The following is a 25,111-nucleotide window of genomic DNA, read 5'->3' as shown; positions in this document are numbered from 1 at the left end:
CTGTCGACGCGGCACGCCCGCGACCCACGCGCCGGAGCCCCGCTCCGGCGCCCGACGCCGCCCGCGACGGCGGCCTTTTCCATTCGAGATTCGAGGGCCCTTTCATGTCTTCCCGCCTGCATACGACGCTCGGCGACGAGCTGTACGCCGCGTGGCACGCGCGTGCGCCGGTCGCGCCGCTGTCGAGCCGCCCGCGCCGCCTGTCGCTCGACGACGCCTACCGCATCCAGCAGCGCTTCATCGAACGCCGCGTCGAACACGGTGAGGCTGTGGTCGGCAAGAAGATCGGCGTGACGAGCCAGGCCGTGCAGGACATGCTGAACGTGCGCCAGCCCGATTTCGGCATCCTGCTGTCCGGCATGCACTACGCGGCCGGCGAAGCGATCGCCGCCGATTCGCTGATCGCGCCACGCGCCGAGGGTGAAATTGCATTCATCCTCGCGCGCGACCTGCGCGGCCCCGGCATCGACCGCACCGACGTGATCGCCGCGACGGCTGCCGTCGCGCCCTGCTTCGAGATCGTCGACTCGCGCATCCGCGACTGGGCGATCCGCATCGAGGACACCGTCGCCGACAACGCATCGTGCGGCGTGTACGTGCTCGGCGACGCGCGCGTCGATCCGCGCACGCTCGATCTCGCCGCGTGCGAGATGACGATCGACAAGAACGGCGAGCCAGTCGCGCAAGGGCGCGGCGACGCGGCGCTCGGCCATCCCGCCGATGCGGTCGCGTGGCTCGCGAACACGCTCGCCGCGTACGACGTGCCGCTGCTCGCCGGCGAGATCGTGCTGTCCGGCTCGCTCGCGAAACTGATTCCGGTCACGGCCGGCGACGCGCTGTCGATGCATATCTCCGGCATCGGCAGCTGCGACGTCCGCTTTATCTAAAGGAAGAATCGTGATGAAGAAAATCAAATGCGCACTGATCGGGCCCGGCAACATCGGCACCGACCTGCTCTACAAGCTGCGCCGCTCGCCGGTGCTCGAACCCGTGTGGATGGTCGGTGTCGATCCGGCGTCCGACGGCCTCGCGCGGGCGCGCGAGTTCGGCCTGAAGACCACCGACAAGGGGGTCGACGGGCTGCTGCCGCACGTGGCCACCGATGATATCCGCATCGCGTTCGACGCGACATCGGCGTACGTGCACCGCGACAACTCCGACAAGCTCACCGCGCTCGGCGTGAAGATGATCGACCTGACGCCCGCCGCGATCGGGCCGTACTGCGTGCCGCCGGTGAACCTCGACGCGCACCTCGACAGCGCGCAGGCGAACGTGAATATGGTGACCTGCGGCGGCCAGGCGACGATCCCGATGGTGTACGCGGTATCGCGCGTGCAGCCGGTTGCGTACGGCGAGATCGTCGCAACCGTGTCGTCGCGCTCGGTCGGCCCCGGCACGCGCAAGAACATCGACGAATTCACGCGCACGACGTCCGGCGCGATCGAACAGGTCGGCGGCGCACGCAAGGGCAAGGCGATCATCGTGATCAATCCGGCCGAGCCGCCGCTGATCATGCGCGACACGATCCACTGCCTGACCGACGGCCCGCCCGACGTCGACGCGATCACCGCGTCCGTGCATGCGATGGTCAAGGAAGTGCAGCGCTACGTGCCCGGCTACACGCTGAAGAACGGCCCCGTGTTCGACGGCAATCGCGTGTCGGTCTTCATGGAAGTCGAAGGGCTCGGCGATTACCTGCCGAAGTACGCGGGCAACCTCGACATCATGACCGCCGCCGCGGCCGCCACGGCCGAGCGTTTCGCCGAACAGATGCTGGCCGCGACGGCCGCCACCGCTTGAGTTGAGGAGCCACGCGATGTCACTTGCAGGCAAGAAGATCACCGTCCACGACATGTCGCTGCGCGACGGGATGCACCCGAAGCGCCACCAGATCACGCTCGACCAGATGCGCAGCATCGCGCGCGGGCTCGACGCAGCCGGCGTGCCGCTGATCGAGGTCACGCACGGCGACGGGCTCGGCGGCGCATCGGTCAACTACGGTTTCCCCGCGCATACCGACGAGGCGTACCTGAGCGCCGTGATTCCGGAGCTGAAGCAGGCGAAGGTGTCGGCGCTGCTGCTGCCGGGTATCGGCACCGTCGAGCATCTGCGCATGGCGCACGAACTCGGCGTCGGCACGATCCGCGTCGCGACGCACTGCACCGAGGCCGACGTATCGGAGCAGCACATCGGCCTCGCGCGCACGCTCGGGCTCGATACGGTCGGCTTCCTGATGATGGCGCACATGTCGTCGCCGGAGCAGCTCGTCGTGCAGGCGAAGCTGATGGAATCGTACGGCGCGAACTGCATCTACATCACCGATTCGGCCGGCTACATGCTGCCCGACGACGTGACCGCGCGCATCAGCCAGGTGCGCGACGCGCTGAAGCCGGAGACGGAACTCGGCTTCCACGGCCACCACAACCTCGCGATGGGCGTCGCGAACTCGGTCGCAGCAGTCGCCGCCGGCGCGAACCGGATCGACGCGGCCGCGGCCGGCCTCGGCGCCGGTGCCGGCAACACGCCGATGGAAGTGTTCGTCGCGGTGTGCGACCGGATGGGGATCGAGACGGGTGTCGACGTATTCGCGATCTCGGACGTCGCCGAGGATCTCGTCGTGCCGATCATGGACGCGCCGATCCGCCTCGACCGCGACGCGCTGACGCTCGGCTATGCGGGCGTCTACTCGTCGTTCCTGCTGTTCGCGAAGCGCGCGGAAGCGAAGTACGGGATTCCCGCGCGCGACATCCTCGTCGAGCTGGGCCGGCAACGGCTCGTCGGCGGGCAGGAAGACATGATCGAGGACGCGGCGCTGACGATGGTGCGAGCGCGGGAAGTGGCGGCGTAGTCGACGTACTCAACGCGGTATCGGGTTGCATCGCCCGATACCGCGTCGATCATGTGAAACGGGGCGCGATGCGCCCCGTTTTCTTTTCTGAGTGCGCCGGCTATTGCACCGGCTCCGCCGACGGCATCGCGAACGTCCCTTGCAGCACGCTGCCGGTCGGCTCATAGGCCCGCGCGAACAGCGTGAACGGCCGGCCGTCGGCCGGCGTCGGCAGCCAGTTCGATGCCGACACGCCATCCGGCTGCGACGCCTGCAGCACGATATCGATACTGCCGTCCGGATTGACGGTCAGGCCGCGCGTGCGGCTGCTGATCTGGTATCGGCCGATCGGATTCGTATTCAGGAACTGGCCGTCAGGATCGACCGCGTACAGCGACACCGACCAGAATGCGTTCGACGGAATCCCGCCCGGCGGCAGGCGCAACCGATAGCGGCGGCTGCCGAGCAACGGCTGCGCGTGCGCGTCGCGGAACGTGATCCAGTAATTGGCTTCGTCGCGGCTCACGCCAAGGATGCCCATCCCCATCGCCAGGGCGAGCGCACGCAATGCGTAATCGCGCTGTTCGGTCGTACCAAGTTTCGAACCCGGCGGGTTGTAGTTGATCCAGCCATGCGAACCTGCCGCGGCGAGGTAGGTCTTCACGAACTGCTGCTCCAGTCCGGGATAGGCCGCCGTCCACGCGGCGCGGACGTCGTCCGGCAGTCGATCCCACGCACATTCGGCGCCACAGATGCCGATGCGGCGATACCGTTCAATCAGCGCGCGGTCGTGCGCGGGCGGCGGATCGAGCGCCAGCATCTGGTTCGCGATCGCGACGAAGTTCTGCGCATCGTCGTCGCGCGGCCGGATGCGCGCCGGCGCGTGCGCGTTCATGTCCGTTGCGGCAACTTCGGGCGTAATGCGAAACCCGTCCTGCACGGCATGGGCGGCCGCGAGATCGGCCGGCCCGTCGACCGCGACACGCAGGTTGACGTAGACGTCGTTGGCCGGCGCACGAACCAGCCTCACGCCCTCCGGAACGGCCCCCTGCCAGCCGGGACCGGCCAGCAGGTAATGCTGCGGCGCGGTGCCCGTCGTGCGATGCCCCGCATAGAGGAACGTGTTCGAGTAGAAATCGATCAATGTCAGGACCGTATAGCGCCCGGCCGTGTCGGGCGTATCGATCATGACCGGGCCATGTGCGAGATCGATCCAGGCGATCGAATACAACGCGTCGACGATCGGCGAATTGGCCCAGCGGTCGTCGGGCGTCGCGATCGCGCGCGCGTGCGCGAACCGGTTCAGCGTCGTACTGGTGCGTGCGCCGGTCGTTTCCAGCGCCGTCCAGCGGTACTGCGACAGCTTGAAAAGCGGAAACGCGTAGTCGTAGGCTTCGCGGATCAACGCGCCGGTTGCCGGTTCGTTCGCGCGGGCAGCCGGCGCGGACAGCATGACCGACACCGCGAGCGCGGTGGCACAAACGATGCGCCGAACCAATGGACGACGGGTGAAAGGCGCGCGGCGGGAGAACGGGGCCGAACCGGTCGGCTTGCGGGCGGACAGTGTCATGCGGATCCTCTGTCGATGATGACGGATGGCGGGGGCGCACGTATACGCCATGACAGACGCTATCGCCCGCGTACCGGCGCCGAATCGTCCGAGCGGATGACCGACCGCCCGGCATGAATCGTGCAGATCGTCCCGCCTTGGCGCACCCGATGCAGCGCCTGCTGACAGCACGTTGTCAGCAGCCGCGGCGCAGCATGGATCGAACGACGTTCAAGGAGCGACCTATCGTGCCGAATTCTGGTCATCTCGCCCCGGCCGCCTGTGCCACCGCCGAACGACGCGGCATGACGCTGCTGACCCTGTGCCTCGCCGTGCTCGTCGCACAGGTCGACACAGCCGTCGTCAATCTCGCGACACGCGCGATCGGCGACTATTTCCATGCGGGCGTCGGCGCATTGCAATGGGTGGTCGACAGCTACAACCTCACGTACGCGGTGCTGCTGCTGACCGGTGGGCTGCTTGCCGACCTGTACGGCCGGCGCCGCATCTTCATCGCAGGCACGGCCCTCTTCACCGCCGCATCGCTGCTGTGCGCGCTAGCGCCTTCGGTATCGGTGCTGATCACCGCCCGCGCGCTGGCCGGCGTCGGCGCCGCGCTGCTGCTGCCAGCGTCGCTCGCGATCGTGCGCGTGGTGTGGCGCGACCCGGTCGAGCGTGGCCGCACGCTCGGCATCTGGGCCGCGTGCAACGGTGTGGCGATGGCGATCGGCCCGACGCTCGGCGGCGTGCTGATCCGGCACTTCGGCTGGCGCGGCATCTTCTTCGTCGTCGTGCCGCTGAGCGTCGCCGCGATGCTGCTCGCGATCCCGGCGGTGCCCGAGTCGTCCGATCCGCGCGGCCGGCATGTCGACGTCGGCGCGCAAGTCACGGGCGCGCTCGCACTCGGCGCGCTTGCGTATGCGGCGATCGTGTTCCGCGATTCGCCTGGCGTGTGCGCACTCGCGGGCTGCGTCGCGATCGCTTCGCTCGCCGCATTCGTGTCGATCGAACGGCGTCACGGCGCGGCCGCGCTCGTGCCGCTCGAACTCTTCCGGATCGGCGCGTTTCGCGGCGCGATCGCCGCCACCATGGGCATGACGTTCGGGATGTACGGCGTGCTGTTCCTGCTGCCGCTCTACTGGCAAGGCAACGGCCGCCTCGATTCGACCGGCGCGGGCCTCGCGCTGCTGCCGATGGCGCTCGTGTTCGTCGTCGTATCGCCGTGGTCGGGGCCGCTGTCCGAGCGCATCGGCTCGCGCGCGACGACCTCCGGCGGTGTCGGACTCATCGCGAGCGGGCTCGCCATGATCGGCGCGTCGGCCGATTCGTCGAGCCTGCTCGGTGCCGAACTCGGGCTTGCGTTGACAGGACTCGGCATGGGGATCGCGACGGGGCCGCTGATGACCGTCGCCGTCGGTACGGTCGACGCCGCGCGCTCAGGCACCGCGAGTGCGCTCGTCAATGTCGCGCGAATGACCGGCGCGACGCTCGGCATCGCGGTGCTCGGCACGCTGTTCGCGGCCGCGCATGGCGGTGCGGCCGGCTTGCGCGCGGCGATGTTCGCCGGCGCGGCCGTTCAGTTGACGGGCGCCGCGGTGTCGGCGGTCAGCATGCAGCGGGCGCGGCACGCGGCGTGACGCAACGCATCCGGGTTGATGCGAGACAGATATGCGCCGCCCTTGCCGTCAATGATGCTGCCCGCCGTGCCGCTTGCGCCGATGCGCTTCGCGCGCCTGCAGCAGCGACGGCATCAGTTCCTCGATGTATTGCCGCGCCTGCCCGCGCGTCACGATCTCGCTGAAGCGCTGATGGGCCTTGTCATGGCCGACCAGCGCCGCATGCGCTTTCTTCAGGATGTGCAGAAACGCGAGCAGGCTCGTGCCGTCGTGCACGGGCAGCGCATCGCGCGGGTCGGGTGCCGGTGTCGTACTCATGATCCGATCCTTTGCGGGCAGTCGGTGCGGCACGTCGTGGTGACGAGCGCCAGCAGGTCGTTCGCGAGACGGTCGCGGTCGGTCAGCGGCGCGAGGCCGAACAGCCGCTCGAGCGTCGCGGCCACCGACGCGTGATCGTACTGCGTATGGTCGACCTGCCCGGCCGCGACCCACGGCGAAATCACGATCGCCGGCACCCGCACGCCGTATACGTCGAACCCGAAGCCGTTCGCATTCAGCGTCGCCGCCGCGCCGTCGTTCGGCGGCGGCGCGGCACCCGGCCTGACCGAATCGTAGAAGCCGCCATGCTCGTCGTAGCAGATCACAAGAAGGCTGCTGTTCCACACCGGCGAATTGCGGATCGCGTCGTACACGCGCGCGGCGAGCTGGTCGCCGCCGGCCAGGCCATCCATCGGGTGTTGGGAGCTGCCGTTCTGGTAAGTGCCGTGCACGATGTCGCCGTAACCGGGCTCGATGAACGTATAGCGCGCCGTATAACCGGCCGCGAGATCGGCCTCGAAATGCGCGAGGTCGTCGACGTCGAAGAAGCTGATGCCCTTCAGCGACGCGACCTGCGGCACGTGGCCGAGCGGATTGCCCGTCTGGTCCTGGTAGATGCGCCAGTTGCCGTCGCCGAGCGCGGCGAAGATCGAACCCTTCGGATAGGGAAAGCCGCCGAACGCACTCCACCCGCCCATTTCTTCCGTGGTCGGCGAATGGTCGAGCCCGGCCGACGACGCGCCGTGCAGGAAAAAGCGGTTCGGCCAGGTCGGCCCCGGCATCGACGCATGCCACGCATCGCACAGCACGAACGCGTTCGCGAGCGCGGACAGTGACGGCGCCTGCGTCGCGATATTGACGCCCTGCATGATCTTGCCCGCATCGGCCGACTGCGGCGGCGTGCCTTCGGAATGCGAGGTCGCGTAGTTCGACACGAACCCGGTGTTGCTGACCGGCGGATACGGCTGCCCTTTCACGAACGGCGCGCCCGCGCCGCAGAGCTGTTCGAGCACGTCCTTGAATTCATGGCACGGATCGGTCGGCATCCGGTCGGGTGCACCGCCGCCGAACGGATAGACCGCGCCGCCATACGCGTTGCTGTTGCCCGGCGACGCGGCGACGATGTCCGGATAGCCCGACAGCGCGAACAGGTGATCGAAGGAACGGTTCTCGAGCATCAGCACGAACACGTGCTGGATGCGGTCCTGAACCGACGGGGATGCGGGGGCTGCGTCTGCACTCATGGCGCCTCCTGGCGTCGCGCGACGATAGTCCTGCTGGCACGGGCGTTGGCCCGCTGAAAGCCACTGAAGGGATTGAAAGCCACGGCGCGGGCCGCGAATTGCCGACGAGTGTACGACCGCGCCGGCCCGCGCGTAAAGCCGCACGCGAACCGCGTTGCGGCGTGTGCGTTCAGCCGTCGGCTGCGGCGGTTTTCAGCGTGACGACATCGCGCCGCGGCGGCGCACCGAACATCCGCGCGTATTCGCGGCTGAACTGCGACGCGCTTTCGTAGCCGACGCGATACGCGGCCGTCTCCGCATTCGCCGCGCCCGTCACCATCAGCGCATCGAGGTGTCGGGCGGGATGGCGCTCTGAGCGTTGACTTTCGCCGATCGGCCCGATACGATCGATGCACTTTCAAGACGCCCTCCCGGTCCGCCGGGAGGGCGTTTCGTTTTGGTTCCTCCAACCAAAAGGAAACCCCTTGAAATGAACCGTATCGACACCCTCGCCTCCCGCCCGAACGGCGGCCTCGGCTACCTGCGGCACGGCACGGGCCCCGAATGCGTGATGGTCCTGCACGACTGGCTCGGCGACCATACGAACTACGCGGCACTGCTGCCGTATCTCGACGAAGCGGCGTTCACGTACGTGTTCGTCGACCTGCGCGGCTACGGCGAATCCATCCACCTGACCGGCACCTGTACCGTCGACGAGATCTCGGCCGACTGCCTGGCGCTCGCGGATCGCCTCGGCTGGCAGCACTTTCACGTGATCGGCCATTCGATGACCGGCATGGCGACACAACGGCTCGCCGCCGACGCACCATCACGCATCAAGAGCGCGATCGCCGTGTGCCCGGTGTCGGCGGCCGGCAATCGCCTGAACGACGACGCGCGCGCGTTCTTCGCGAGCACGGCCGTCGATGACGATGCGTTTCGCCGGCTCATGCGATTCGTGACGGGGGGATTGTCGGCGCGCTGGGCCGACGTGAAGCTGCGGCAGAACCGCGAGCGCGTGGCGCCCGATTGCAGGCTCGCGTATCTCGACATGCTGACCAAAACGGATTTCGTCGACGACATCCGCGGGCTCGACGCACGCTTCCTGGTGATCGTCGGCGACAAGGATCCGGGGCTCGACGCAGCGGCGATGCAGGCGACGTTCCTCGCGTGGCATCCGAACGCGCGGCTCGTGACGATACCGAATTGCGGGCATTACCCGATGCAGGAATGTCCGCCGTACTTCGCGATGATCGTCGAGGATTTCCTGCGGGACGCGGCCGCTTGAGCGTTGCACACGCGCGGCGGCCGGTGAAGGCTGTGTCGGCCGCCTCGGCATGACGACGCCGGCGGCGACCGGTGAACGGCACGCGATGTGTCGTCCACCCGGTTCGTCCGGCCTCGTCGGCCGGACGGGATTCGATCGGCGAGGCGGTGCTGCGTGCCCGCGCCGATCGTTACCGCTTAACGGCGCGGCTGGCCGGTTCGCGGCGGACGCGGCGAATTCGCGTCCTTGTGACGGAAGTTGATGCGGCCCTTGGTGAGGTCATAGACCGACAGTTCCAGCGTCACGCGATCGCCCGCGAGAATGCGGATGTGGTTCTTGCGCATGCGGCCCGACGCGTAAGCGCCGACCACGACGCCGTTTTCCAGCGTGACACGGTATTTGCTGTCCGGCAGCACTTCGTCGACGATTCCGTCCAGTTCCAGCAGTTCTTCTTTTGCCAAACCAATTCCTCCAGACAAGGTAATTGACCGCAGCCGCGGCGATCTGCCCGGCGCCGTGTCCCGCAACGGGACGGCGGCCGGCAGGCTGCCGGGGATCGGTTCGTTCAGACGGGCCATGGGCCTGTCTTGCGATCGGAGCCCGGCGCGTTACGGCGTTCAGGCGGTCGGTGGCGGCGGCGTATTGAGCGCCGCGCAAGTCGGGACCGCGCCTGCTACGGCATGGCGGCGGTCTGCTCGGGTTGATGCGTTGAAGCGGTGATGCGCTCGCGAAACGGCGGGCGCTTCACGAAGGCGTTGCGTCGCACGCGGGTCACGCATGCGATGAGGGAGGCGTCACGACCGATGCATCGTGGATGTCGCGATGCATCGGTCGTGCGCATCGGAAGCGCGCCGGCTGCCGCCAAAGCGGCGCCCTGCGCGCGAATCCGTCCGGCGGCGGCCACCGTTTGGCGGCTGCCGCCGATGCGGCTTACTGCGGCGTGATGTTCGACGCTTGCAGACCCTTCGGGCCGCGCTTCACTTCGAAGCTGACCTTCTGGCCTTCGGCCAGGGTCTTGAAGCCCGTGCCGCGAATTTCAGAGAAATGGGCGAACAGATCGTCGCCGCCGTTGTCAGGGGAGATGAAACCAAAGCCCTTGGTTTCGTTGAACCACTTGACGGTACCGGTATCCACAATTACTTCCTTAATACAATTGACGATTGAACATGCGCCCGCAACGGGCACAGAAAGAATCAAAGAGGGAGAGACCAACGACCGCCGCACGGAGTGCGGCCAATGATGAGCAATCGAACTTCTTGAACACTTCGGTCATGGACACTACGCGACAGTGGCCGTTCCGTCAAGCTATTTTGATGCGGCGCACAAGCAAGCCCGCCGCGTGCGCCTTATGCGGCGGGTGTTGCCGGCCGACGGAACGTATTTCGATGCGCCCCCCTTTTTCGGCCGGCCCGCCGGCTTTTACTGCGGCTCGAACACGTGATGCAGTGCCGGCGGCGCGTCGCCTTCGCGAATCCGCATCTCGAACGCCTTGCGCGCGACGCTCGTCGGCCGCACGTCCGCCACGTCCAGGTAGAACTGCGAATACCAGTCGCGCATCTGGTACAGCGGCCCGTCGCCTTCGCACAGCAGCGGGTTGTCGATCCGCGTCTTGCTGTGCCAGATGTCGACGTCCTCGTAGAACGCGCGCTGCGCTTCCTTCACGTACGCGTTCGCGATCTCCATGTTCTGCGCGTCGGTCAGCCCGGCCACCTTCTTCACGATCACGCCGTAACGCAGCTCGAAGCTGTTCATGTCGATCGGCACGTGGCAGTTCAGCAGCACCGAGTGGATCGGCTGCCCGCCGCTCTGCCCCGTCATCTGCGTGATGTGCACGGCCGGCCCGAAATACGTCGACAGCGCGGTCAGGGCGTCGCCACCGAGCTTCTCGCTGCGGCCGACCATCAGCTGCGTCGCCTTGTGGTCCTCGAACAGGTTCGCGAAATAGTCGATCGGCGCGTGGTGCACGGTCGCGAAGTGCGCGACGTCCGAGATGTTGTCGACCAGCTCGCGGCAGTTGGCCTGGATCACCATCTTGTCGACGACCCAGTCCGACCATTCGTCGGAGAAGCACACGTCGAGGCGCGGAATCGCGACTTCCTCCGGCGGCGCATTGCCTTCCGGGTCGTTCCACACGAACAGCAGGTTGTTTTCCTCGCAGGTCGGCCATGCACCGATGCGCGCCTTCGGCGGGATCCGCTTGCAGTACGGGATCGATGCGCACTGCCCTTCGCCGCTCCATGCCCAGCCGTGGAACGGGCACACGAGGTTGTCGCCCTGCACCGTGCCGAGGCTCAGGTCGGCGCCCATGTGCGGGCAGTACGCGTCGACGATGTTGACCTTGCCGGTCGAATCGGCGAACGCGGCGAGCTTGCGGCCGAACGCGTTCAGCGTGTGCGGCTTGCCGTCCTTGAAGTCGCGGGCGAGCCCGAGGCAGTGCCAGCCGCGCGCATAGCGCTGCGCGAGCGGCTGGGCTTCGATCTTGTAAGGGCGTGCGGACATGTGGGTTGACTCCTCTTGTGGAGAGCGCGCGGCAGCCGGCCGCGCGCGGGGGAAATGGGGGGCGCCGGTCAGCGCATCGGGTTGCCGGGTTCGAGCGCGGGCGACGGCTTCAGCGGTGCCGGGGCCGCCGGCGACGGCTGCTGCCTGTGCAGCGCGCGGCGCTCGGCACGCTCGACGCCGAGCCAAGCCGCGAGCGCGGGCAGCACAAACACCGCGCCGAACAGGTTCACGAGGAACATGAACGCGAGCAGCACGCCCATGTCGACCTGGAACTTCAGCGCGGAGAACGCCCACGTGCCGACGCCGATGAACATCGTGACGGCCGTGAACAGTGCCGCCGTGCCGCGCTGGCGCATCGCGTCGGCGAATGCGTCCGGCAGCGTCGCGCCGTGACGGATGTCGTGCTGCAGGCGCTCGTACAGGTAGATGCCGTAGTCGACGCCCACGCCCACGCCGAGCGTGATCACCGGCAGCGTCGCGACCTTCAGCCCGATGCCGAGCAGTGCCATCACCGCGTTGCACAGGATCGACACGAGCGTGAGCGGCACGATGATGCACAGCACCGCGCGCCACGAGCGGAACGTGACCGCGCAGAGCAGCGCGATCGCGCCGAAGATCGACAGCAGCATCGCGATCTCGGCGTCGCCGACGGCCTCGTTGGTCGCGGCCATCACGCCGACGTTGCCGCCCGCGAGCCGGAACGCGACGTTCGGCGTCGGGTTCTCGGCCGCGAAGCGCTTGATCTCGTCGACGATGTGCGCGATGGTCGTGCCTTCGTGGTTCTTCGTGTAGATCAGCACCTGGATCGCCTTGCAGTTCGCGGTGTTCATCCCGTTGTCGGGGTCGAACGCGTTGGAACCCTGCGTGAGCCCGTCGCTGGAGCGCGGCAGCGCGGCCCAGCGCGGGTTGCCCTCGTTGAACGCGGCGATGAACACCTTGCCCTGCGACGACACGCTCGTCACCGACTGCACGCCGGCCACGCCGCGCATGTTCATCTCGAACTTCTCGATCGCGCTCATCACCGGGTAATGCAGGCACGCGTCGTCGAAGCCGGTCGTCTCGACGATCACCGACAGCACGTCCACACCGATGTTGTACTGGTGCGTGATCGCCGCGTTGTCGACGTTGTAGCGCGAATTTGCACGCAGTTCCGGCGCACCGGTGCCGATGTCACCGATCTCCAGCTTGCGCGATTCGAGCGTGCCGTATGCGAGCAGCGCGAGCGCCACCGCGAACACGCCGAGCGCCGGCGCCGGCCGCGCGAACACCGCGAAGCGCGACCACATCGGGCTGCCGCCGGCCGCCGCCGTGCGCTGTGCTCGTGCCAGCGTGCCGCGTTCGAGACGCGTGTACGACAACAGGATCGGCAGGAACACCTTGTTCGTCACGATCATCAGCAGCACGCCGAGGCACGCGGTGATGCCGAGTTCGCGCACGATGTCGATCCTGATCCGCATGATCACCATGAAACCGAGCGCGTTGGTCAGCAGCGCGACCGTGCCCGGCACGAACAGCTTGCGAAACGCGTCGCGCGCGGCATCGACCGACGACGCACCCCGCACCAGCGCCTGCTTCCATGCGTTGGTCATCTGCACCGCGTGCGACACACCGATCGAGAAGATCAGGAACGGCACGAGGATCGACATCGGATCGATGCCGAGGCCGAGCAGCGGCAGCGCGCCGAGCAGCCACACGACCGGCAGCAGCGCGACGACGAGCGCCAGCACGGTGGTCTTCAATGACCGCGTGTAGGCGAACAGCAGCGCGGCCGTCACGAGGAACGCGAGCGCGAAGAACGCCATCACGCCCGCGATGCCGTTTTCGACGTCGCCCACCAGCTTCGCGAAGCCGATGATGTTCACGTCGATGCCCTGCTTCGCGTACTTCGCGCGGATCTCCTCGAGCTGGCGCGCGACCGCGCTGTAGTCGAGCCGCTTGCCGGTGGCCGGGTCGGTCTCGCGCAGCTCCGCGCGGATCAGCGCCGACTTCAGGTCGTTGCCGACGAGGCGGCCGATCTGCCCGGAACGCGCGACGTTGCGGCGCACCTTCGCGAGATCGTCCAGGTTCGCGCTCGAGAACTGGCCCGGCACGACCACGTCGCCGCGAAAGCCGGCTTCGGTCACCTCGGTGTAGTGGACGTTCGGCGTGAACAGCGAGAACACGCGCGAGCGGTTCACGCCGGGGATGAAGAACACGTCGTCGGTCGCGTGGCGCAGCGCGTCCATGAACGTCTGGTTGTAGATGTCGCCGTCGCCCTTCCAGCGCAGGCTCACGAGGATCGTGTTCGCGCCGGGGAACGCACCCGCATAGCGTTCGAACACCTGCATGTACGGGTGCTGCATCGGGATCATCTTGTTGAAGCCCGGATCGAGCTTCAGGCGCGTCGCGGACAGCCCGAGCGCGAGCGTCACCGCGACGCACAGCAGCATCAGCAGCCGGCGCTGCCGGATGATCGTGTTGGCGCAGCGCTCGACGAACGCGGCGAGGCGCGATGCGGAAACGGCTTCAGGGGGGCGTGACAGGTCGTTCATGGAATTCTCTTGTCGATGCGAAACGAACGGAAGCAGGCAGCAGGACCGCCGCGCGTCAGGACGGCGTTGACGCAAGCGAGCCGGCCAGCGGTGCGACGCCGGCCTCGCCGCCGAGCAGCAGCGCGCCGTGGCCCATGTCGAGCACCGCCGCAAGACTCTGCACGCCGCCGAGCTTGCGCACGTCGAAGGTCAGCCCGCCGTCGCGCGACGCGACGATCGCGCCGCCCTGGCCCACCAGCACGAGTTCGCCGTCGGCGAGCTGGGTCGCGCCGAAGTACGACACCGGCACGTGGCTGTCGACATGCGCCCAGGTCGCGCCGCGATCGGTGCTGCGCACCACGTTGCCGCGCATCCCGTACGCAACCCAGTCGCCGTTCGCGAGCATCAGCGCGCCGAACAGCGAACCCGCGTACGGCGACGGCAGCTTGTCCCACGTCGCGCCGTTGTCGGTCGAGCGCAGCAGCGTGCCGCTCTCGCCCGCGACCAGCAGGTTGCCGTGGCCATCGCCGACGATCGCGTTCAGGTGACGGTCGCCGGCCGGCGTCTTCACGGTCTGCCAGTTGAGGCCCGCGTCGTCCGAGCGCAGCAGCTGGCCGAAGCTGCCGGCCGCGAACAGCGGGCCGTCGGCCGTGCCCCACACGGACAGCAGCGGATCGGAATGCGCGTGGTCCATGTGCACTTCGCGCCAGTGCATGCCGGCGTCGTCGCTGCGCATGATCCGGCCGTCGTGGCCGACCGCGATCCCGAGCGTCGGCGTGATGAAGCGCACCTGCGTGAGTGTCGATGCCTGGTCGGGTGTGATCGATGCCGGACGCCAGTGGGCGCCCGCGTCGTCGCTGAGCAGGATCACGCCGCGTTCGCCGACCGCGACGATGCGCGCGCCGGCCCGGGCGAGCCCGTTGATCTGCAGCCGGTCCGCGTGGATCGCGGTGACCGGGAACGCCGGCAGCGGGCGCGGCGAAAACGCGAACAGCGCGGCGCCGAGCACGAGCGCCGACATCGCGAGTCCGGGCAAAGTTCGTTTCATCGCTTGTCTCCTGTGTCTGCGTTCGACGACGGTTCGCGCCATCGCGCCCACCGCCGTCGCCAGCAAGTCTCCGGGCCGTCGGTCGTTGCCGCGGCCTCGAATGGTCCTGAATGGAGGGCCGCCCATACGGTGCGGCCCGTCCGCGTACCGCTACGCGCCGACTTCGAACAGCGCGGCGGCACCCATCCCGCCGCCGATGCACATCGTCACGACCGCGTGCCGCACGCCGCGCCGCGCGCCTTCGAGCAGTGCGTGCATCGTCATCCGCGTACCCGACATCCCGAACGGATGGCCGAGCGCGATCGCACCGCCATCGACGTTCAGACGGTCGTCGGGGATGCCGAGCGTGTCGCGGCAGTACAGCGCCTGGCACGCGAATGCTTCGTTCAGCTCCCACAGCCCGATGTCGCCGACGGTCATCCCGAAGCGCGCCAGCAGCTTCGGAATCGCGAACACCGGGCCGATGCCCATCTCGTCCGGCTCGCAGCCGGCCACCGCGAGGCCGCGGAACGCGCCGAGCGGCGTCAGCCCGCGGCGTACCGCTTCGCTACGCGACATCACGACTACGGCCGCCGCGCCGTCCGACAGCTGCGACGCATTGCCGGCCGTCACGAACTCGCCCTGCTCGACGACCTTGCCACCGCTCCACGACGGCTTCAGCCCCGCGAGCCGCTCGGCCGTCGTGTCGGCGCGCACGCCTTCGTCGCGCGCCGCGTTCACGTCCTCGTAACCAGCCGGGTTGCCTTCCTTGTCGAACAGCGCGCGCCGCACGTCGAGCGGTGCGATTTCCGTGTCGAAGCGGCCCGCCGCCTGGGCCTCTGCCGTGCGCTGGTGGCTCTGCAGTGCGAATTCATCCTGTGCGGCGCGCGAGATCCCGTAGCGGCGCGACACGATCTCGGCCGTTTCCATCATCGCCATGTACGCAGCCGGCTGGTGGTCGAGCACGGCCTGCGAACGCGCGCGATACGCGTTCTTGTGCTTGTTCTGCGTGAGCGAGATCGACTCGACACCGCCCGCGACGACGATCCGCGCATCGCCCGCGCCGATACTGCGCGCGGCGCTCGCGATCGACATCAGGCCGGACGAGCACATGCGGTCGATCGCCATGCCGGGCACCGACGCCGGCAGCCCGGCCGCCGCGGCCGACAGGCGGCCGATGTTGTAGCCCTGCGTGCCCTGCTGCGCGGCGCAGCCGATCAGCACGTCGTCAACGTCGGCCGGCGCGATGCCCGCGCGTTCGAGCGCGGTGCGCACGACGTGGCCGCCCAGCGCGGGCGCCTCGGTGTCGTTGAACATGCCGCGAAACGCCTTGCCGATCGGCGTGCGTGCGACGGAAACGATGACTGCGTCTTCCATGTGTCTGGCTCTCTGAATCTAGAAGTAGTAACGGCTGATCGTGTCGGCCACACAACCGGGCTTGGCTTCGCCTTCGATCTCGACGGTCACGCGAATCCATGCCTGCACGCCGCCTTCGAGCGGCTCGACGCGCAGCAGCTCGCCGACGCCGCGCACGCGCGCGCCGACCTTCACCGGCGCGGGGAAACGGATCTTGTCGCAACCGTAGTTGACGCCGAGCCGCGCACCGTCGATCCGCACGATCTGAGGCAGGAAGTAATTCACGAGCGACAGCGTCAGGTACCCGTGAGCAATGCACGCGCCGAACGGGCCGTCCTTCGCGCGCAGCGGGTCGACGTGCACCCACTGGTGGTCGCCCGTCGCATCGGCGAAACCGTCGATGCGGATCTGGTCGATCGCGAGCCACGCGCTTGCGCCGAGCGTGTCGCCGACGGCCGCCGCCAGTTCGCCGGGATGCGCGAACACGCGGGGCGTCGCCCGCACGGGGTCGAGGGTCGTGCTCATCATGCGTGCTGGCTGCTGACCGACAGCACTTCGCCCGTCATGTACGACGCGTAATCGCTTGCAAGGAACACCATCACGTTCGCGACCTCCCAGACTTCGGCAGCGCGCCCGAAGGCTTCGCGCGACGCCAGTTGATTCAGCAAGTCGGCAGGGGCCGACTTCTTCAGAAAATCGTGCATCGCGATGCTCGGCGCGACCGCGTTGATGCGCACGCCGTACGGCGACGCCTCGAGCGCCGCGCAGCGCGTGAGCGCCATCACGCCCGCCTTCGCGGCCGCGTAGTGCGCCTGTTCCGCCTGCGCGCGCCAGCCGAGCACCGATGCGTTGTTGACGATCGCGCCGCGGCCTCGGGCCTGCATGTGCGGCAGCATCGCGCGCGTCATCCGGAACGTCCCGGTAAGGCTAATGTCGATCACGCGCGACCATTCGGCATCGTCCATATCGACGATGCGGGTCGAGCCGCCGAGCCCGGCGTTGTTGATCAGCACGTCGACGCCGTCGAGCTTGTCCTGGGCCTCCGCGACAAGCGCCTGCACGTCGGCCTCGACCGCGACGTTGCACAGGCGGCCATAGACCTGTTGCAGCCCCGTTTCGGCGCGCAGCGTCTCGACGGCCTGTTCAAGGCGCTTTTCGTGGATGTCGGAAATGAACAGCGCGCGGCAGCCTTCTTCCGCGCAACGGCGCGCGGCCGCGAAGCCGATGCCGGCACCGGCGGCAGCCGTGATCAGCACCGATTTGCCGGCGAGCAGCTGGTGGCCCGGCACGTAGGCCGGCGCTTTCTGGATCTGGGGTTCGGTCATGCTGTTCCTCTTGCTTCCCTGGGCATGCCGAGCCCGCGCTCGGCCATGATGTTGAGCTGGATTTCGTTGGTGCCGGCGTAGATCGTGTCCGCACGGGAGAACAGGAACACGCGCTGCAGATGGGTGAGCTTTTCGTCGGCCGGATCGATCACGTTCGCGCGGGGCCCAAGCGCATCCATCGCGAGCTGGCCGAGGTCGCGGTGCCAGTTCGACCAGAAATACTTGTAGATCAGCGCCTCGCGGCGCAGCGGCGCGGCGGCCCCGCCATCGGCGTCGTCCGCGCCGGACAGCATCCGCAGCGCGTTGTAGCGCATCACGCGCAGCCCGGCCCACGCGCGGCCGATCCGCTGGCGCAGCACGGGGTCGCGGTCCGCGCCCGATTCGCGCGCGGCGTCGATCACCCATTCGAGCTCTCGGACGAACTGCATCTGCTGGCCGAGCGTCGACATTCCGCGCTCGAAGCCGAGCAGCGTCATCGCGATCCGCCAGCCGTCGCCGGGTGCGCCGACGAGGTCGCGGGCTTCCGCGCGCGCGCCGTCGAAGAACACTTCGTTGAATTCCGCGCCGCCGTTGAGCTGCTTGATCGGCCGGATCTCGATGCCCGGCTGGTCGAGCGGCATCAGCAGGAACGACAGCCCCTTGTTGCCCTTCGACGCGGGATCGGTGCGCGCGAGCACGAAGATCCAGTCGGAATCGTGCGCGAGCGACGTCCAGACCTTCTGGCCGTAGACGCGCCACGTACCGTCCGCATCCTGTTCGGCGCGCGTGCGCACGTTGGCCAGGTCGGAACCCGCGCCGGGCTCCGAGTAGCCCTGGCACCAGAACTGCGTGCCGGCCAGGATGCCCGGCAGGAAGCGCGCGCGCTGGTCGTCGGTGCCGCACGCGACGAGCGTCGGCCCCAGCAGCCCTTCGCCGATGTGACCCATCCGCCCGGGGCCGCCGGCGCGTGCATATTCCTCGTGGAAGATCACCTGCTCGGCGACCGAGAAGCCACGCCCGCCGGCATCCGTCGGCCAGCCGAGTCCGGTCCAGCCGCCCTTCGCGAGTTCCTGCTCCCAAGCCTTGCGCAGTTCGGGCCACGCTTCCTCGTCGCCGGGGCCGCCGCGGTATTTCAGGCGTGCGAATTCGCCGGTCAGGTGTGACTGCACCCAATCGGCCACTTCGTGCCGTAATTGCTGTTCGCGCGTTTCGCTGTTCATTGCAGGGCTCCTGCGCGTGCGGCCGATGGACGGGATGCCACCGCGGCGGGGGGTGCGAACGCTTCGTCGCGATGCGATGCGGCGCCGTCAATCGCATGGGACGCGATCCATTCGAGCAGTTGCGGCGTGCTGCCGAACTGCGCACCCGACGCCTGTGCGCGCTTGAAATAGAGATGCGGGTCGTATTCCCACGTAAAGCCGACACCGCCGTGCAGCTGGATCGCTTCCTGTGCGCAGAACGCATACGCGTCGTTTGCGGCAGATTTCGCGGCAGCGATGTCGGCGCGCAATGCGTCGCTCGGCAGCACGCTGCCGGCTTCCGCGTCCCACGCGTGCGCGGCGCCGAGCACGGCCGAACGCGCCGATTCGATCAGCACCATCATCTGTGCGCAGCGGTGCTTGACGGCCTGGAACGACGCAATCGCGCGGCCGAACTGCACGCGCTGGCTCGTGTAGTCGAGCGTCAGGTCGAGGCATTGCTGGGCGCCGCCGAGCTGTTCGGCGGCCAGCGCGAGTGCTGCGAACCAGGCGGTGCGTTCCAGCCCCTGTGCTGCCACCGAGCCGCAGGCGAGCAGCGCGTCGCGGCTCATGCGGGCTTCGTTGAATTCCACGCGTGCGATCGGCCGCGTGCCGTCGAGCGTGTCGAGCGGCGTGACTTTGAGCCCCGATGCCGTTGAGACATCGATTGCGAACAAGCCGATCGACTGCCCTTCGTTCGCGATTCGCGCGGGCACCAGCAGCAGGTCGGCTCGCGCGCCGTCGACCACCTGCTCGATCGTGCCGGACAGCGCATAGCCGCCCGCCGTTTCTTCCGCGACGACCGGCAACGACCGTAAAACGATCGACAGGTCGAACGGCAGCGCGAGCGTCGCACTGCACGCGCCTTCGGCGATCTTTGCCAGCCAGCCTGCCGCTAGCGGCGTATCAGCGCAGCCCGCCAGCGCGGTCGCCGCGAGGCACGCCGTCGAAAAATACGGCACGCACGCGACACGCCGGCCGAGCTGTTCCATCAGCACCGTCTGCTCGACCGCACCGAGCCCCAGCCCGCCGGCCGCCTCGGGCAATGCGAGCGCATTCCAGCCGAGTTCGCCTGCCAGCGTGCCCCACAGCGCATCGTCGCGGCCGGCCGACTGCTCGATCGCGCGGCGCACGTCGGCGGACGCGCTGCGTTCGGCGAGCACGTCGGCTGCCGCGTCGCGGATCATCGCCTGTTCGTCGGTGAGCGCCAGATCCATCGGTCAGCTCCCGTACACGCGCTGCGCGGGACGCGCATCGGCGAGCAGTTGCGCGACCGCCGGGCCGACCTCGGCCGCCGCCCAGCGCGTGCCGCGATCGACGCTCGGGCCCGTACGCCAGCCTTCCGCAACCGCGATCATCCCGCCCGCGACCTCGAACACCTGGCCCGTCACGTCGGCCGACAGCGCGCTGCCGAGCCACACGACCAGCGGCGCGACATTGGCCGGATCGAAATAGTCGAAGCCGCCGTCCTCGGGCTTCTTCATCATGTCGGCGAACACGCCTTCTGTCATCGACGTGCGTGCGGCCGGCGCGAGCGCGTTCACGCGCACGCCGTAGCGCTGCAGCTCGGCCGCCTGCATCAGTGTGAGCGCGGCGATCCCGGCTTTCGCCGCACCGTAGTTCGACTGGCCGATCGAGCCTTGCAGCCCGGCGCCCGAACTCGTGTTGACGATCCGCGCGTCGACCGTGTGGCCGGCCTTCGCGGCGTCGCGCCACACACGCGCCAGCACACTCGACAGGCAGAAGTGGCCGCGCAGGTGCACGCGCATCACGTCGTCCCAGTCGGTTTCGGTCATGCTCGTGAACATCTTGTCGCGGCAGATGCCCGCGTTGTTGACGAGCACGTGCACGTCGCCGAACGCTTCGCGTGCCGCGTCGACGATCCGCTGCGCCGTATCGACGCGCGTGATGTCGTCCGCATTCGCGAGTGCCCGGCCGCCGCGCTGCGTGATCTCGTCGCACACGGCCTGCGCGGCCTCGTGCCGGATGTCGTTGACGACGACCGCCGCGCCTTCGGCCGCGAACGCAAGCGCGTATTCGCGCCCGAGCCCGCCGCCCGCGCCGGTGATGATGACGGTGCGTCCGTTACAGATTCCCATGCTTGTGCCTCGTGGATCGTGAAGGTGACGCGCTCACAGGCGCTCGATGATCGTGACGTTCGCGAGGCCGCCGCCTTCGCACATCGTCTGCAGCCCGTAGCGGCCGCCCGTGCGTTCCAGCTCGTGCAGCAACGTCGTCATCAGCCGCGCACCGGTCGCGCCGAGCGGATGGCCGAGCGCGATGCCGCCGCCGTTCGGGTTGGTCTTTTCGTGCGGGAAACGCGTGTCGGCGAGCCACGCCTGCGCGACCGATGCGAATGCCTCGTTCATCTCGACGACGTCGATCTGCGACCAGTCGAGGCCGGCTTTCTCGAGCGCGGCCTTCGTCGCCGGGATCGGTGCGGTCAGCATCCACAGCGGATCGTCGCCGAGTACGCTCAGGTGATGGATGCGGGCGCGCGGCGTGAGGCCGTAGCGCTTCAACGCGTCCTCCGACACGATCAGCAGCGCCGCGGCCGCATCGCAGGTCTGGCTCGCGACGGCAGCCGTCAGCGAACCGCCCGGCGTCAGCGGTTCGAGTGTCGCCATCTTCTCGAGCGACGTGTCGGGACGCGGCGTCTCGTCGTGCATCACGCCTTCGAGCGGCACGATTTCCCGCTTGAAGTGCCCGGCCTCGATCGCCGCAACCGCGCGGCGATGGCTTTCGAGCGCATAGCGCTCCATCGCGTCGCGCGACAGGTTCCAGTGATCGGCGATCCGCTGCGCGGCGACGAACTGCGACACCGGCGCATCGCCGAAGCGCGCGCGCCAGCCGTTGCTGCCCGAGAACGGGTCGTTGAAGCCGAGCGGCGCCGCGCAGGTCATCGCGGACGAGATCGGGATCTGCGTCATCGTCTGCACGCCGCCCGCCACCACCACGTCCTGCACGCCGCTCATCACGGCTTGCGCGGCGAAATGGACGGCCTGCTGCGACGACCCGCACTGACGGTCGACCGTCACGCCCGGCACCTGCAGCGGCAGCCCGGCCGCGAGCCAGCAGGTGCGCGCGATGTTGCCCGCGAGCGGGCCGATCGTGTCGACGCAGCCGAACACCACGTCGTCGTATTCGTCGGCGGGAATCGCGTTGCGCCCGACGAGCGACTTCAGCACGAAGCCGCCGAGGTCCGCCGCATGCACATGCGCGAGACCGCCCTTGCGGCGGCCGGTCGGCGTGCGCAGCGCGTCGACGATATAGGCTTGTTTCATCAGTTCAATTCCTCGAGGTCGAAGGTCTGCGCGGGGCCGATCGGCAACGCGTCGCCGAGGATCGCGTCGGCCACGCGGGCCTTGTGGAACGCGCTGTCGCCCCAGCTGCCCGAGAGCGCCCAGATGCGTTTCATGAAGATCTGCAGGTCGAGCTCCCACGTGTAGCCGATCGCGCCGTGCACCTGCATCGAGTGGCGCGCGGCCAGTTGCGCGGCCGACATCGCCGCAAGCTTCGCGTGCGACACGAACACCGCGCGCTGCGGGTGATCGTCGGCGATCGCCTGCGCGGCGCGTGCGACCACCGGCCGTGCGAACTCGTAGCGGATCGCCACATCGGCGAGCAGATGCTTGAGCGCCTGGTACGAACCGATCGCCTTGCCGAACTGCTTGCGTTGCGCGCTGTAGTCGATCGCGACGTCGAGCACGCGCTGCGTGAGCCCGAGCAGTTGCGCGGCGACCGCGAACGCGCCGTGGTCGAGCGCGCGGTTCAGCAGCGGCGCGGCTTCGTCAGCGCTCGCGATGCAAGTGGCCGCCGACGGCTCCCAGTCGAGCGTGAACAGCCGCCGCGACGGGTCGACGCTGTCGACGCCTCGCCATGCGCACTGGGCCGGATCGACGCGGTGCAGCTCGCCGCGGTGCTCGCACAGCAGCGTCTGCGCGACGTGCACATCGGCCGCATACGGGTTCACCGGATGCACGAGCGCAACGCGTGCACGCCCTTCGGCGATGTCGCGCAGCAGCGTGTCGCGCCAGTCGCTCGCCGGCAGCCGCGCCAGCACGCCGGCCGACACGAGCGCCGTGTCGAGCAGCGGCTCGGGGCTGCCGAAATAGCCGTAGGTCTGCGCAAGCAGCGCCCATTCCGCTTCGGTCAGGCCGAGGCCGCCGTGCGCCTCCGGCACCGACACGGCGGTCAGCCCCTGCGACGCGAACAGCGCCCACAGGTCGTCCGACCGCCCGGTCGGCGTGGCCCAGAGCTCGCGGATCAGCTCGGGCGTCATCTCGGTCATCAGCAGGCGCTTCACGCTGTCCGCGAGCGCTTCCTGGTCTTCATCGAATACGAAATCCATACGATGTCCGTTCTGTAAGGGTGGCGCCGGCGCGCTTACGCGCGCGGCATGCCGAGCATCCGTTCGGCGACGATGTTGCGCTGGATCTCGTTGGTGCCCGCGTAGATCGTGCCGGCCTGCGCGAACAGGAAGCCGTCGAGCCAGTGGCCGAGCGTCGCGTGCTGCGCGGCCGTCTGCGGGACGACCTCGCCGTGCGCGCCGAGGATGTCGAGCGCGGTCTGGTGCATGCGCAGGTCGAGCTCCGACCAGAACACCTTGTTGGTGCTCGACTCCGCGCCGATATGGCCGCCCTTCAGCAGCCGGCTCGCCGTCGCGTAGGTCGACAGCGCATACGCCTGCGCATCCATCCACGCCTGCACCACGCGTTCGCGCAGCGTCGGATCGCGGTCCGCGCTGTCGCGGTGAGCGAGATACAGGTCGCGCAACGCCTGCGCGGTGCGCTGGAACCGTGCCGGCGAACGCAGCATCAGCCCACGCTCGAACCCGGCCGTCGCCATCGCGACCTGCCAGCCCGCGCCTTCGGCCGCAAGCCGGTTCTCGACCGGCACGCGCACGTCGTCGAAGAAGATTTCCGCGAAGCCCGTCTGCCCGTTCAGCTGGCGGATCGGCCGCACCGTGATGCCCGGCGCGCACAGCGGCACCATCAGGAACGTGAGCCCGTGGTGGCGCGACGATTCGGGATCGCTGCGGAACAGGCCGAACAGCCAGTCGGCCCACACCGCGCGCGTCGACCAGATCTTCTGGCCGTTCAGCACGTATTCGTCGCCGATGCGGGTGGCCGTCGTGCGGATCGCGGCCATGTCCGAGCCTGCGTTCGGCTCCGACCAGCCCTGCGCCCACACGTGCTCGCCGGCCGCCATCGCGGGCAGGAAGCGCGCCTTCTGCTCCGGCGTGCCGAAATCCATCAGCGTCGGGCCGAGCAGGAAGATGCCGTTCTGGTTCACGCGCATCGGCGCGTCGGCGCGCCAGTACTCTTCCTCGAAGATCAGCCACTCGATCAGGTCGCAGCCGCGCCCGCCGAGTTCGCGCGGCCACGTGACCATGCTCCAGCGGCCCGAGTGCAGCGTGCGCTCCCATTCACGGTGCGCGGCGAAGCCTTCCTCGGTGTCGAAGCTCGGCAGCCGCTCGCGCGGCACGTGCGCGGCGAGCCATTCGCGGATCTCCGCGCGGAACGCCTGTTGCTTTGGCGTATAGGTCAGGTTCATGCGCGTGCCTCCTCGGCGGTTGCCTGCGCGTCGAAACGCGCGTCGCGCTTCTCGACGAACGCGGCGCGCGCCTCCGTCGAGTCGTTCGTCATGTACGCCTGTAGCGTGAAACCCTGCTCCCAGCGGTACTTGTCCTCGAGATCGCCGTCCTCGACGCCGTTCAGCGCCTCCTTCGCGAGCCGCACCATCGCCGGGCTCTTCTCGGCGATCTTGCGGGCGATCGCGAGAGCCGCGTCGCGCAGCGTGTCGCGCGTCACGACCTGCTCGACCGCGCCGAGCCGGTACGCTTCGGCCGCGTCGATCATGTCGCCGGTGAAGTACATCGCGCGCACCTTCTGCACGCCGAACAGCCGCTGCAGATGCGCGCCGCCGCCCATCGCGCCGCGGTCGATCTCGGGCACGCCGAAGCGCGCGCAGTCGGCCGCGACGACGATGTCCGCCGCGCCGCAGATGCCGATCCCGCCGCCGAGCACGAAGCCGTGCACGGCCGCGATCACCGGCTTCGGGTTGCGGTGCACCGCGCGAAACGTCTCGTAGTTGCCTGCATTGACCGCCACGATTCGCTCCGGATGCGCGGCCAGTTCCTTGATGTCGACGCCCGCGCAGAAGCCGCGCCCTTCGCCGCGCACGACGATCACGCGCACGTCGTCGTCCTCGCCGAGCGCATCGAGCGCGTGCGAGAGCGCGTGCCAGCCCTGCGCGTCAAGCGCGTTCACGGGCGGATGGGCGATCACCAGTTCGGCGATGCCGTCGGCGCGATCGATCCGGAACGGCGTCGCGCCGGCCGGTTGGTTGGATGCTGTCATCTCGTCTGCCTCCCT

Annotated in this window: 23 protein-coding genes and 1 pseudogene; 5 read left to right on the top strand and 19 right to left on the bottom strand. The window is 68.6% G+C overall.

What is annotated here, in order from left to right:
- Window positions 1–104: 104 nt before the first annotated feature.
- Genes dmpE through dmpG form a run of 3 tightly spaced genes read left to right on the top strand, consistent with a single transcriptional unit; the run spans window position 105 to window position 2,848 of the window.
- On the top strand, window positions 105–887 hold the full coding sequence (gene dmpE, locus BCO18175_RS16560; RefSeq protein WP_174915519.1) for a 2-oxopent-4-enoate hydratase: 783 nt from the start codon (window positions 105–107) through the stop codon (window positions 885–887).
- Window positions 888–900: 13 nt separating this feature from the next.
- Complete coding sequence (locus BCO18175_RS16555; protein ID WP_174982514.1) at window positions 901–1,800, top strand: acetaldehyde dehydrogenase (acetylating); 900 nt, start codon at window positions 901–903, stop codon at window positions 1,798–1,800.
- A gap of 16 nt (window positions 1,801–1,816) precedes the next feature.
- Complete coding sequence (gene dmpG / locus BCO18175_RS16550; protein WP_174915518.1) at window positions 1,817–2,848, top strand: 4-hydroxy-2-oxovalerate aldolase; 1,032 nt, start codon at window positions 1,817–1,819, stop codon at window positions 2,846–2,848.
- 100 nt (window positions 2,849–2,948) lie between these two features.
- Here dmpG and BCO18175_RS16545 read toward each other — a convergent pair whose 3' ends face one another.
- On the bottom strand, window positions 2,949–4,397 hold the full coding sequence (locus BCO18175_RS16545; protein WP_174982512.1) for a DUF1254 domain-containing protein: 1,449 nt from the start codon (window positions 4,395–4,397) through the stop codon (window positions 2,949–2,951).
- Window positions 4,398–4,681: 284 nt separating this feature from the next.
- Between BCO18175_RS16545 and BCO18175_RS16540 the strand changes: the two genes are divergently transcribed.
- Window positions 4,682–6,013, top strand: a complete 1,332-nt coding sequence (locus BCO18175_RS16540) for an MFS transporter (protein WP_174982510.1) — start codon at window positions 4,682–4,684, stop codon at window positions 6,011–6,013.
- A 48-nt stretch (window positions 6,014–6,061) separates the two neighbouring features.
- Here BCO18175_RS16540 and BCO18175_RS16535 read toward each other — a convergent pair whose 3' ends face one another.
- From BCO18175_RS16535 to BCO18175_RS16525, 3 genes and pseudogenes are all read right to left on the bottom strand, one after another.
- Complete coding sequence (locus BCO18175_RS16535; RefSeq protein WP_174982508.1) at window positions 6,062–6,310, bottom strand: hypothetical protein; 249 nt, start codon at window positions 6,308–6,310, stop codon at window positions 6,062–6,064.
- Window positions 6,307–7,554 (bottom strand): alkaline phosphatase family protein, encoded by a 1,248-nt coding sequence (locus BCO18175_RS16530; RefSeq protein WP_174982507.1) that lies wholly within the window; start codon window positions 7,552–7,554, stop codon window positions 6,307–6,309. The genes BCO18175_RS16535 and BCO18175_RS16530 overlap by 4 nt, the downstream gene beginning before the upstream one ends.
- A 169-nt stretch (window positions 7,555–7,723) precedes the next feature.
- Window positions 7,724–7,876: pseudogene (locus tag BCO18175_RS16525) on the bottom strand (AraC family transcriptional regulator); the annotation flags it as partial.
- Window positions 7,877–8,023: 147 nt separating this feature from the next.
- Between BCO18175_RS16525 and BCO18175_RS16520 the strand changes: the two are divergent.
- On the top strand, window positions 8,024–8,821 hold the full coding sequence (locus BCO18175_RS16520) for an alpha/beta fold hydrolase (RefSeq protein ID WP_174982504.1): 798 nt from the start codon (window positions 8,024–8,026) through the stop codon (window positions 8,819–8,821).
- 176 nt (window positions 8,822–8,997) lie between these two features.
- Here BCO18175_RS16520 and infA read toward each other — a convergent pair whose 3' ends face one another.
- From infA to BCO18175_RS16445, 15 genes are all read right to left on the bottom strand, one after another.
- Window positions 8,998–9,261: a translation initiation factor IF-1 gene (gene infA / locus BCO18175_RS16515; protein ID WP_011355053.1), complete on the bottom strand. Its 264-nt coding sequence runs from the start codon at window positions 9,259–9,261 to the stop codon at window positions 8,998–9,000.
- 469 nt (window positions 9,262–9,730) lie between these two features.
- Complete coding sequence (locus BCO18175_RS16510) at window positions 9,731–9,934, bottom strand: cold-shock protein (protein WP_006483056.1); 204 nt, start codon at window positions 9,932–9,934, stop codon at window positions 9,731–9,733.
- A gap of 285 nt (window positions 9,935–10,219) precedes the next feature.
- On the bottom strand, window positions 10,220–11,299 hold the full coding sequence (locus BCO18175_RS16505) for a Rieske 2Fe-2S domain-containing protein (RefSeq protein WP_174982502.1): 1,080 nt from the start codon (window positions 11,297–11,299) through the stop codon (window positions 10,220–10,222).
- 68 nt (window positions 11,300–11,367) lie between these two features.
- Window positions 11,368–13,830: an efflux RND transporter permease subunit gene (locus BCO18175_RS16500; RefSeq protein WP_174982500.1), complete on the bottom strand. Its 2,463-nt coding sequence runs from the start codon at window positions 13,828–13,830 to the stop codon at window positions 11,368–11,370.
- Window positions 13,831–13,885: 55 nt separating this feature from the next.
- Window positions 13,886–14,857: a WD40/YVTN/BNR-like repeat-containing protein gene (locus BCO18175_RS16495; protein WP_174982498.1), complete on the bottom strand. Its 972-nt coding sequence runs from the start codon at window positions 14,855–14,857 to the stop codon at window positions 13,886–13,888.
- Between the two features lie 150 nt (window positions 14,858–15,007).
- Window positions 15,008–16,213 carry an acetyl-CoA C-acyltransferase gene (locus BCO18175_RS16490; RefSeq protein WP_174982496.1) on the bottom strand — a complete coding sequence of 402 codons (1,206 nt, stop codon included), beginning with the start codon at window positions 16,211–16,213 and terminating at the stop codon, window positions 15,008–15,010.
- An 18-nt stretch (window positions 16,214–16,231) separates the two neighbouring features.
- Complete coding sequence (locus tag BCO18175_RS16485) at window positions 16,232–16,717, bottom strand: MaoC family dehydratase (protein ID WP_174915594.1); 486 nt, start codon at window positions 16,715–16,717, stop codon at window positions 16,232–16,234.
- Window positions 16,717–17,517 (bottom strand): SDR family oxidoreductase, encoded by an 801-nt coding sequence (locus BCO18175_RS16480; protein WP_089447760.1) that lies wholly within the window; start codon window positions 17,515–17,517, stop codon window positions 16,717–16,719. The genes BCO18175_RS16485 and BCO18175_RS16480 overlap by 1 nt, the downstream gene beginning before the upstream one ends.
- Complete coding sequence (locus BCO18175_RS16475; RefSeq protein WP_174982494.1) at window positions 17,514–18,716, bottom strand: acyl-CoA dehydrogenase family protein; 1,203 nt, start codon at window positions 18,714–18,716, stop codon at window positions 17,514–17,516. Before BCO18175_RS16475 ends, BCO18175_RS16480 begins: the two co-directional genes overlap by 4 nt.
- On the bottom strand, window positions 18,713–19,951 hold the full coding sequence (locus BCO18175_RS16470) for an acyl-CoA dehydrogenase family protein (protein WP_174982492.1): 1,239 nt from the start codon (window positions 19,949–19,951) through the stop codon (window positions 18,713–18,715). The genes BCO18175_RS16475 and BCO18175_RS16470 overlap by 4 nt, the downstream gene beginning before the upstream one ends.
- Window positions 19,952–19,954: 3 nt before the next feature.
- Entirely contained in the window at window positions 19,955–20,833 is an 879-nt protein-coding gene (locus BCO18175_RS16465; RefSeq protein ID WP_174982490.1) for an SDR family oxidoreductase, read from the bottom strand.
- A 33-nt stretch (window positions 20,834–20,866) separates the two neighbouring features.
- Window positions 20,867–22,018 (bottom strand): acetyl-CoA C-acetyltransferase, encoded by a 1,152-nt coding sequence (locus tag BCO18175_RS16460; RefSeq protein ID WP_174982488.1) that lies wholly within the window; start codon window positions 22,016–22,018, stop codon window positions 20,867–20,869.
- Entirely contained in the window at window positions 22,018–23,085 is a 1,068-nt protein-coding gene (locus tag BCO18175_RS16455) for an acyl-CoA dehydrogenase family protein (protein WP_174982486.1), read from the bottom strand. Before BCO18175_RS16455 ends, BCO18175_RS16460 begins: the two co-directional genes overlap by 1 nt.
- 35 nt (window positions 23,086–23,120) lie before the next feature.
- Entirely contained in the window at window positions 23,121–24,290 is a 1,170-nt protein-coding gene (locus BCO18175_RS16450; protein WP_174982485.1) for an acyl-CoA dehydrogenase family protein, read from the bottom strand.
- Window positions 24,287–25,096 carry an enoyl-CoA hydratase family protein gene (locus BCO18175_RS16445; protein WP_174982483.1) on the bottom strand — a complete coding sequence of 270 codons (810 nt, stop codon included), beginning with the start codon at window positions 25,094–25,096 and terminating at the stop codon, window positions 24,287–24,289. The genes BCO18175_RS16450 and BCO18175_RS16445 overlap by 4 nt, the downstream gene beginning before the upstream one ends.
- Window positions 25,097–25,111: the final 15 nt, after the last annotated feature.

Source organism: Burkholderia lata, assembly GCF_902499335.1.
Lineage (GTDB): Bacteria > Pseudomonadota > Gammaproteobacteria > Burkholderiales > Burkholderiaceae > Burkholderia > Burkholderia lata_B.
The sequence above is the reverse complement of the archived record's forward strand: the minus strand, read 5'-3'. Positions and strand labels throughout refer to the sequence as shown.

Coding starts and splice junctions, on each gene's coding strand:
- BCO18175_RS16555 (WP_174982514.1), top strand. CDS start 901: ATGAAGAAAATCAAATGCGCACTGATCGGGCCCGGCAACATCGGCACC.
- BCO18175_RS16485 (WP_174915594.1), bottom strand. CDS start 16,717: ATGAGCACGACCCTCGACCCCGTGCGGGCGACGCCCCGCGTGTTCGCG.
- BCO18175_RS16460 (WP_174982488.1), bottom strand. CDS start 22,018: ATGAAACAAGCCTATATCGTCGACGCGCTGCGCACGCCGACCGGCCGC.
- BCO18175_RS16445 (WP_174982483.1), bottom strand. CDS start 25,096: ATGACAGCATCCAACCAACCGGCCGGCGCGACGCCGTTCCGGATCGAT.
- BCO18175_RS16450 (WP_174982485.1), bottom strand. CDS start 24,290: ATGAACCTGACCTATACGCCAAAGCAACAGGCGTTCCGCGCGGAGATC.
- BCO18175_RS16475 (WP_174982494.1), bottom strand. CDS start 18,716: ATGAACAGCGAAACGCGCGAACAGCAATTACGGCACGAAGTGGCCGAT.
- BCO18175_RS16535 (WP_174982508.1), bottom strand. CDS start 6,310: ATGAGTACGACACCGGCACCCGACCCGCGCGATGCGCTGCCCGTGCAC.
- BCO18175_RS16465 (WP_174982490.1), bottom strand. CDS start 20,833: ATGGGAATCTGTAACGGACGCACCGTCATCATCACCGGCGCGGGCGGC.
- BCO18175_RS16520 (WP_174982504.1), top strand. CDS start 8,024: ATGAACCGTATCGACACCCTCGCCTCCCGCCCGAACGGCGGCCTCGGC.
- BCO18175_RS16470 (WP_174982492.1), bottom strand. CDS start 19,951: ATGGATCTGGCGCTCACCGACGAACAGGCGATGATCCGCGACGCGGCA.
- BCO18175_RS16540 (WP_174982510.1), top strand. CDS start 4,682: ATGACGCTGCTGACCCTGTGCCTCGCCGTGCTCGTCGCACAGGTCGAC.
- BCO18175_RS16495 (WP_174982498.1), bottom strand. CDS start 14,857: ATGAAACGAACTTTGCCCGGACTCGCGATGTCGGCGCTCGTGCTCGGC.
- BCO18175_RS16530 (WP_174982507.1), bottom strand. CDS start 7,554: ATGAGTGCAGACGCAGCCCCCGCATCCCCGTCGGTTCAGGACCGCATC.
- BCO18175_RS16500 (WP_174982500.1), bottom strand. CDS start 13,830: ATGAACGACCTGTCACGCCCCCCTGAAGCCGTTTCCGCATCGCGCCTC.
- BCO18175_RS16455 (WP_174982486.1), bottom strand. CDS start 23,085: ATGGATTTCGTATTCGATGAAGACCAGGAAGCGCTCGCGGACAGCGTG.
- dmpG (WP_174915518.1), top strand. CDS start 1,817: ATGTCACTTGCAGGCAAGAAGATCACCGTCCACGACATGTCGCTGCGC.
- BCO18175_RS16480 (WP_089447760.1), bottom strand. CDS start 17,517: ATGACCGAACCCCAGATCCAGAAAGCGCCGGCCTACGTGCCGGGCCAC.
- BCO18175_RS16545 (WP_174982512.1), bottom strand. CDS start 4,397: ATGACACTGTCCGCCCGCAAGCCGACCGGTTCGGCCCCGTTCTCCCGC.
- dmpE (WP_174915519.1), top strand. CDS start 105: ATGTCTTCCCGCCTGCATACGACGCTCGGCGACGAGCTGTACGCCGCG.
- BCO18175_RS16490 (WP_174982496.1), bottom strand. CDS start 16,213: ATGGAAGACGCAGTCATCGTTTCCGTCGCACGCACGCCGATCGGCAAG.
- BCO18175_RS16505 (WP_174982502.1), bottom strand. CDS start 11,299: ATGTCCGCACGCCCTTACAAGATCGAAGCCCAGCCGCTCGCGCAGCGC.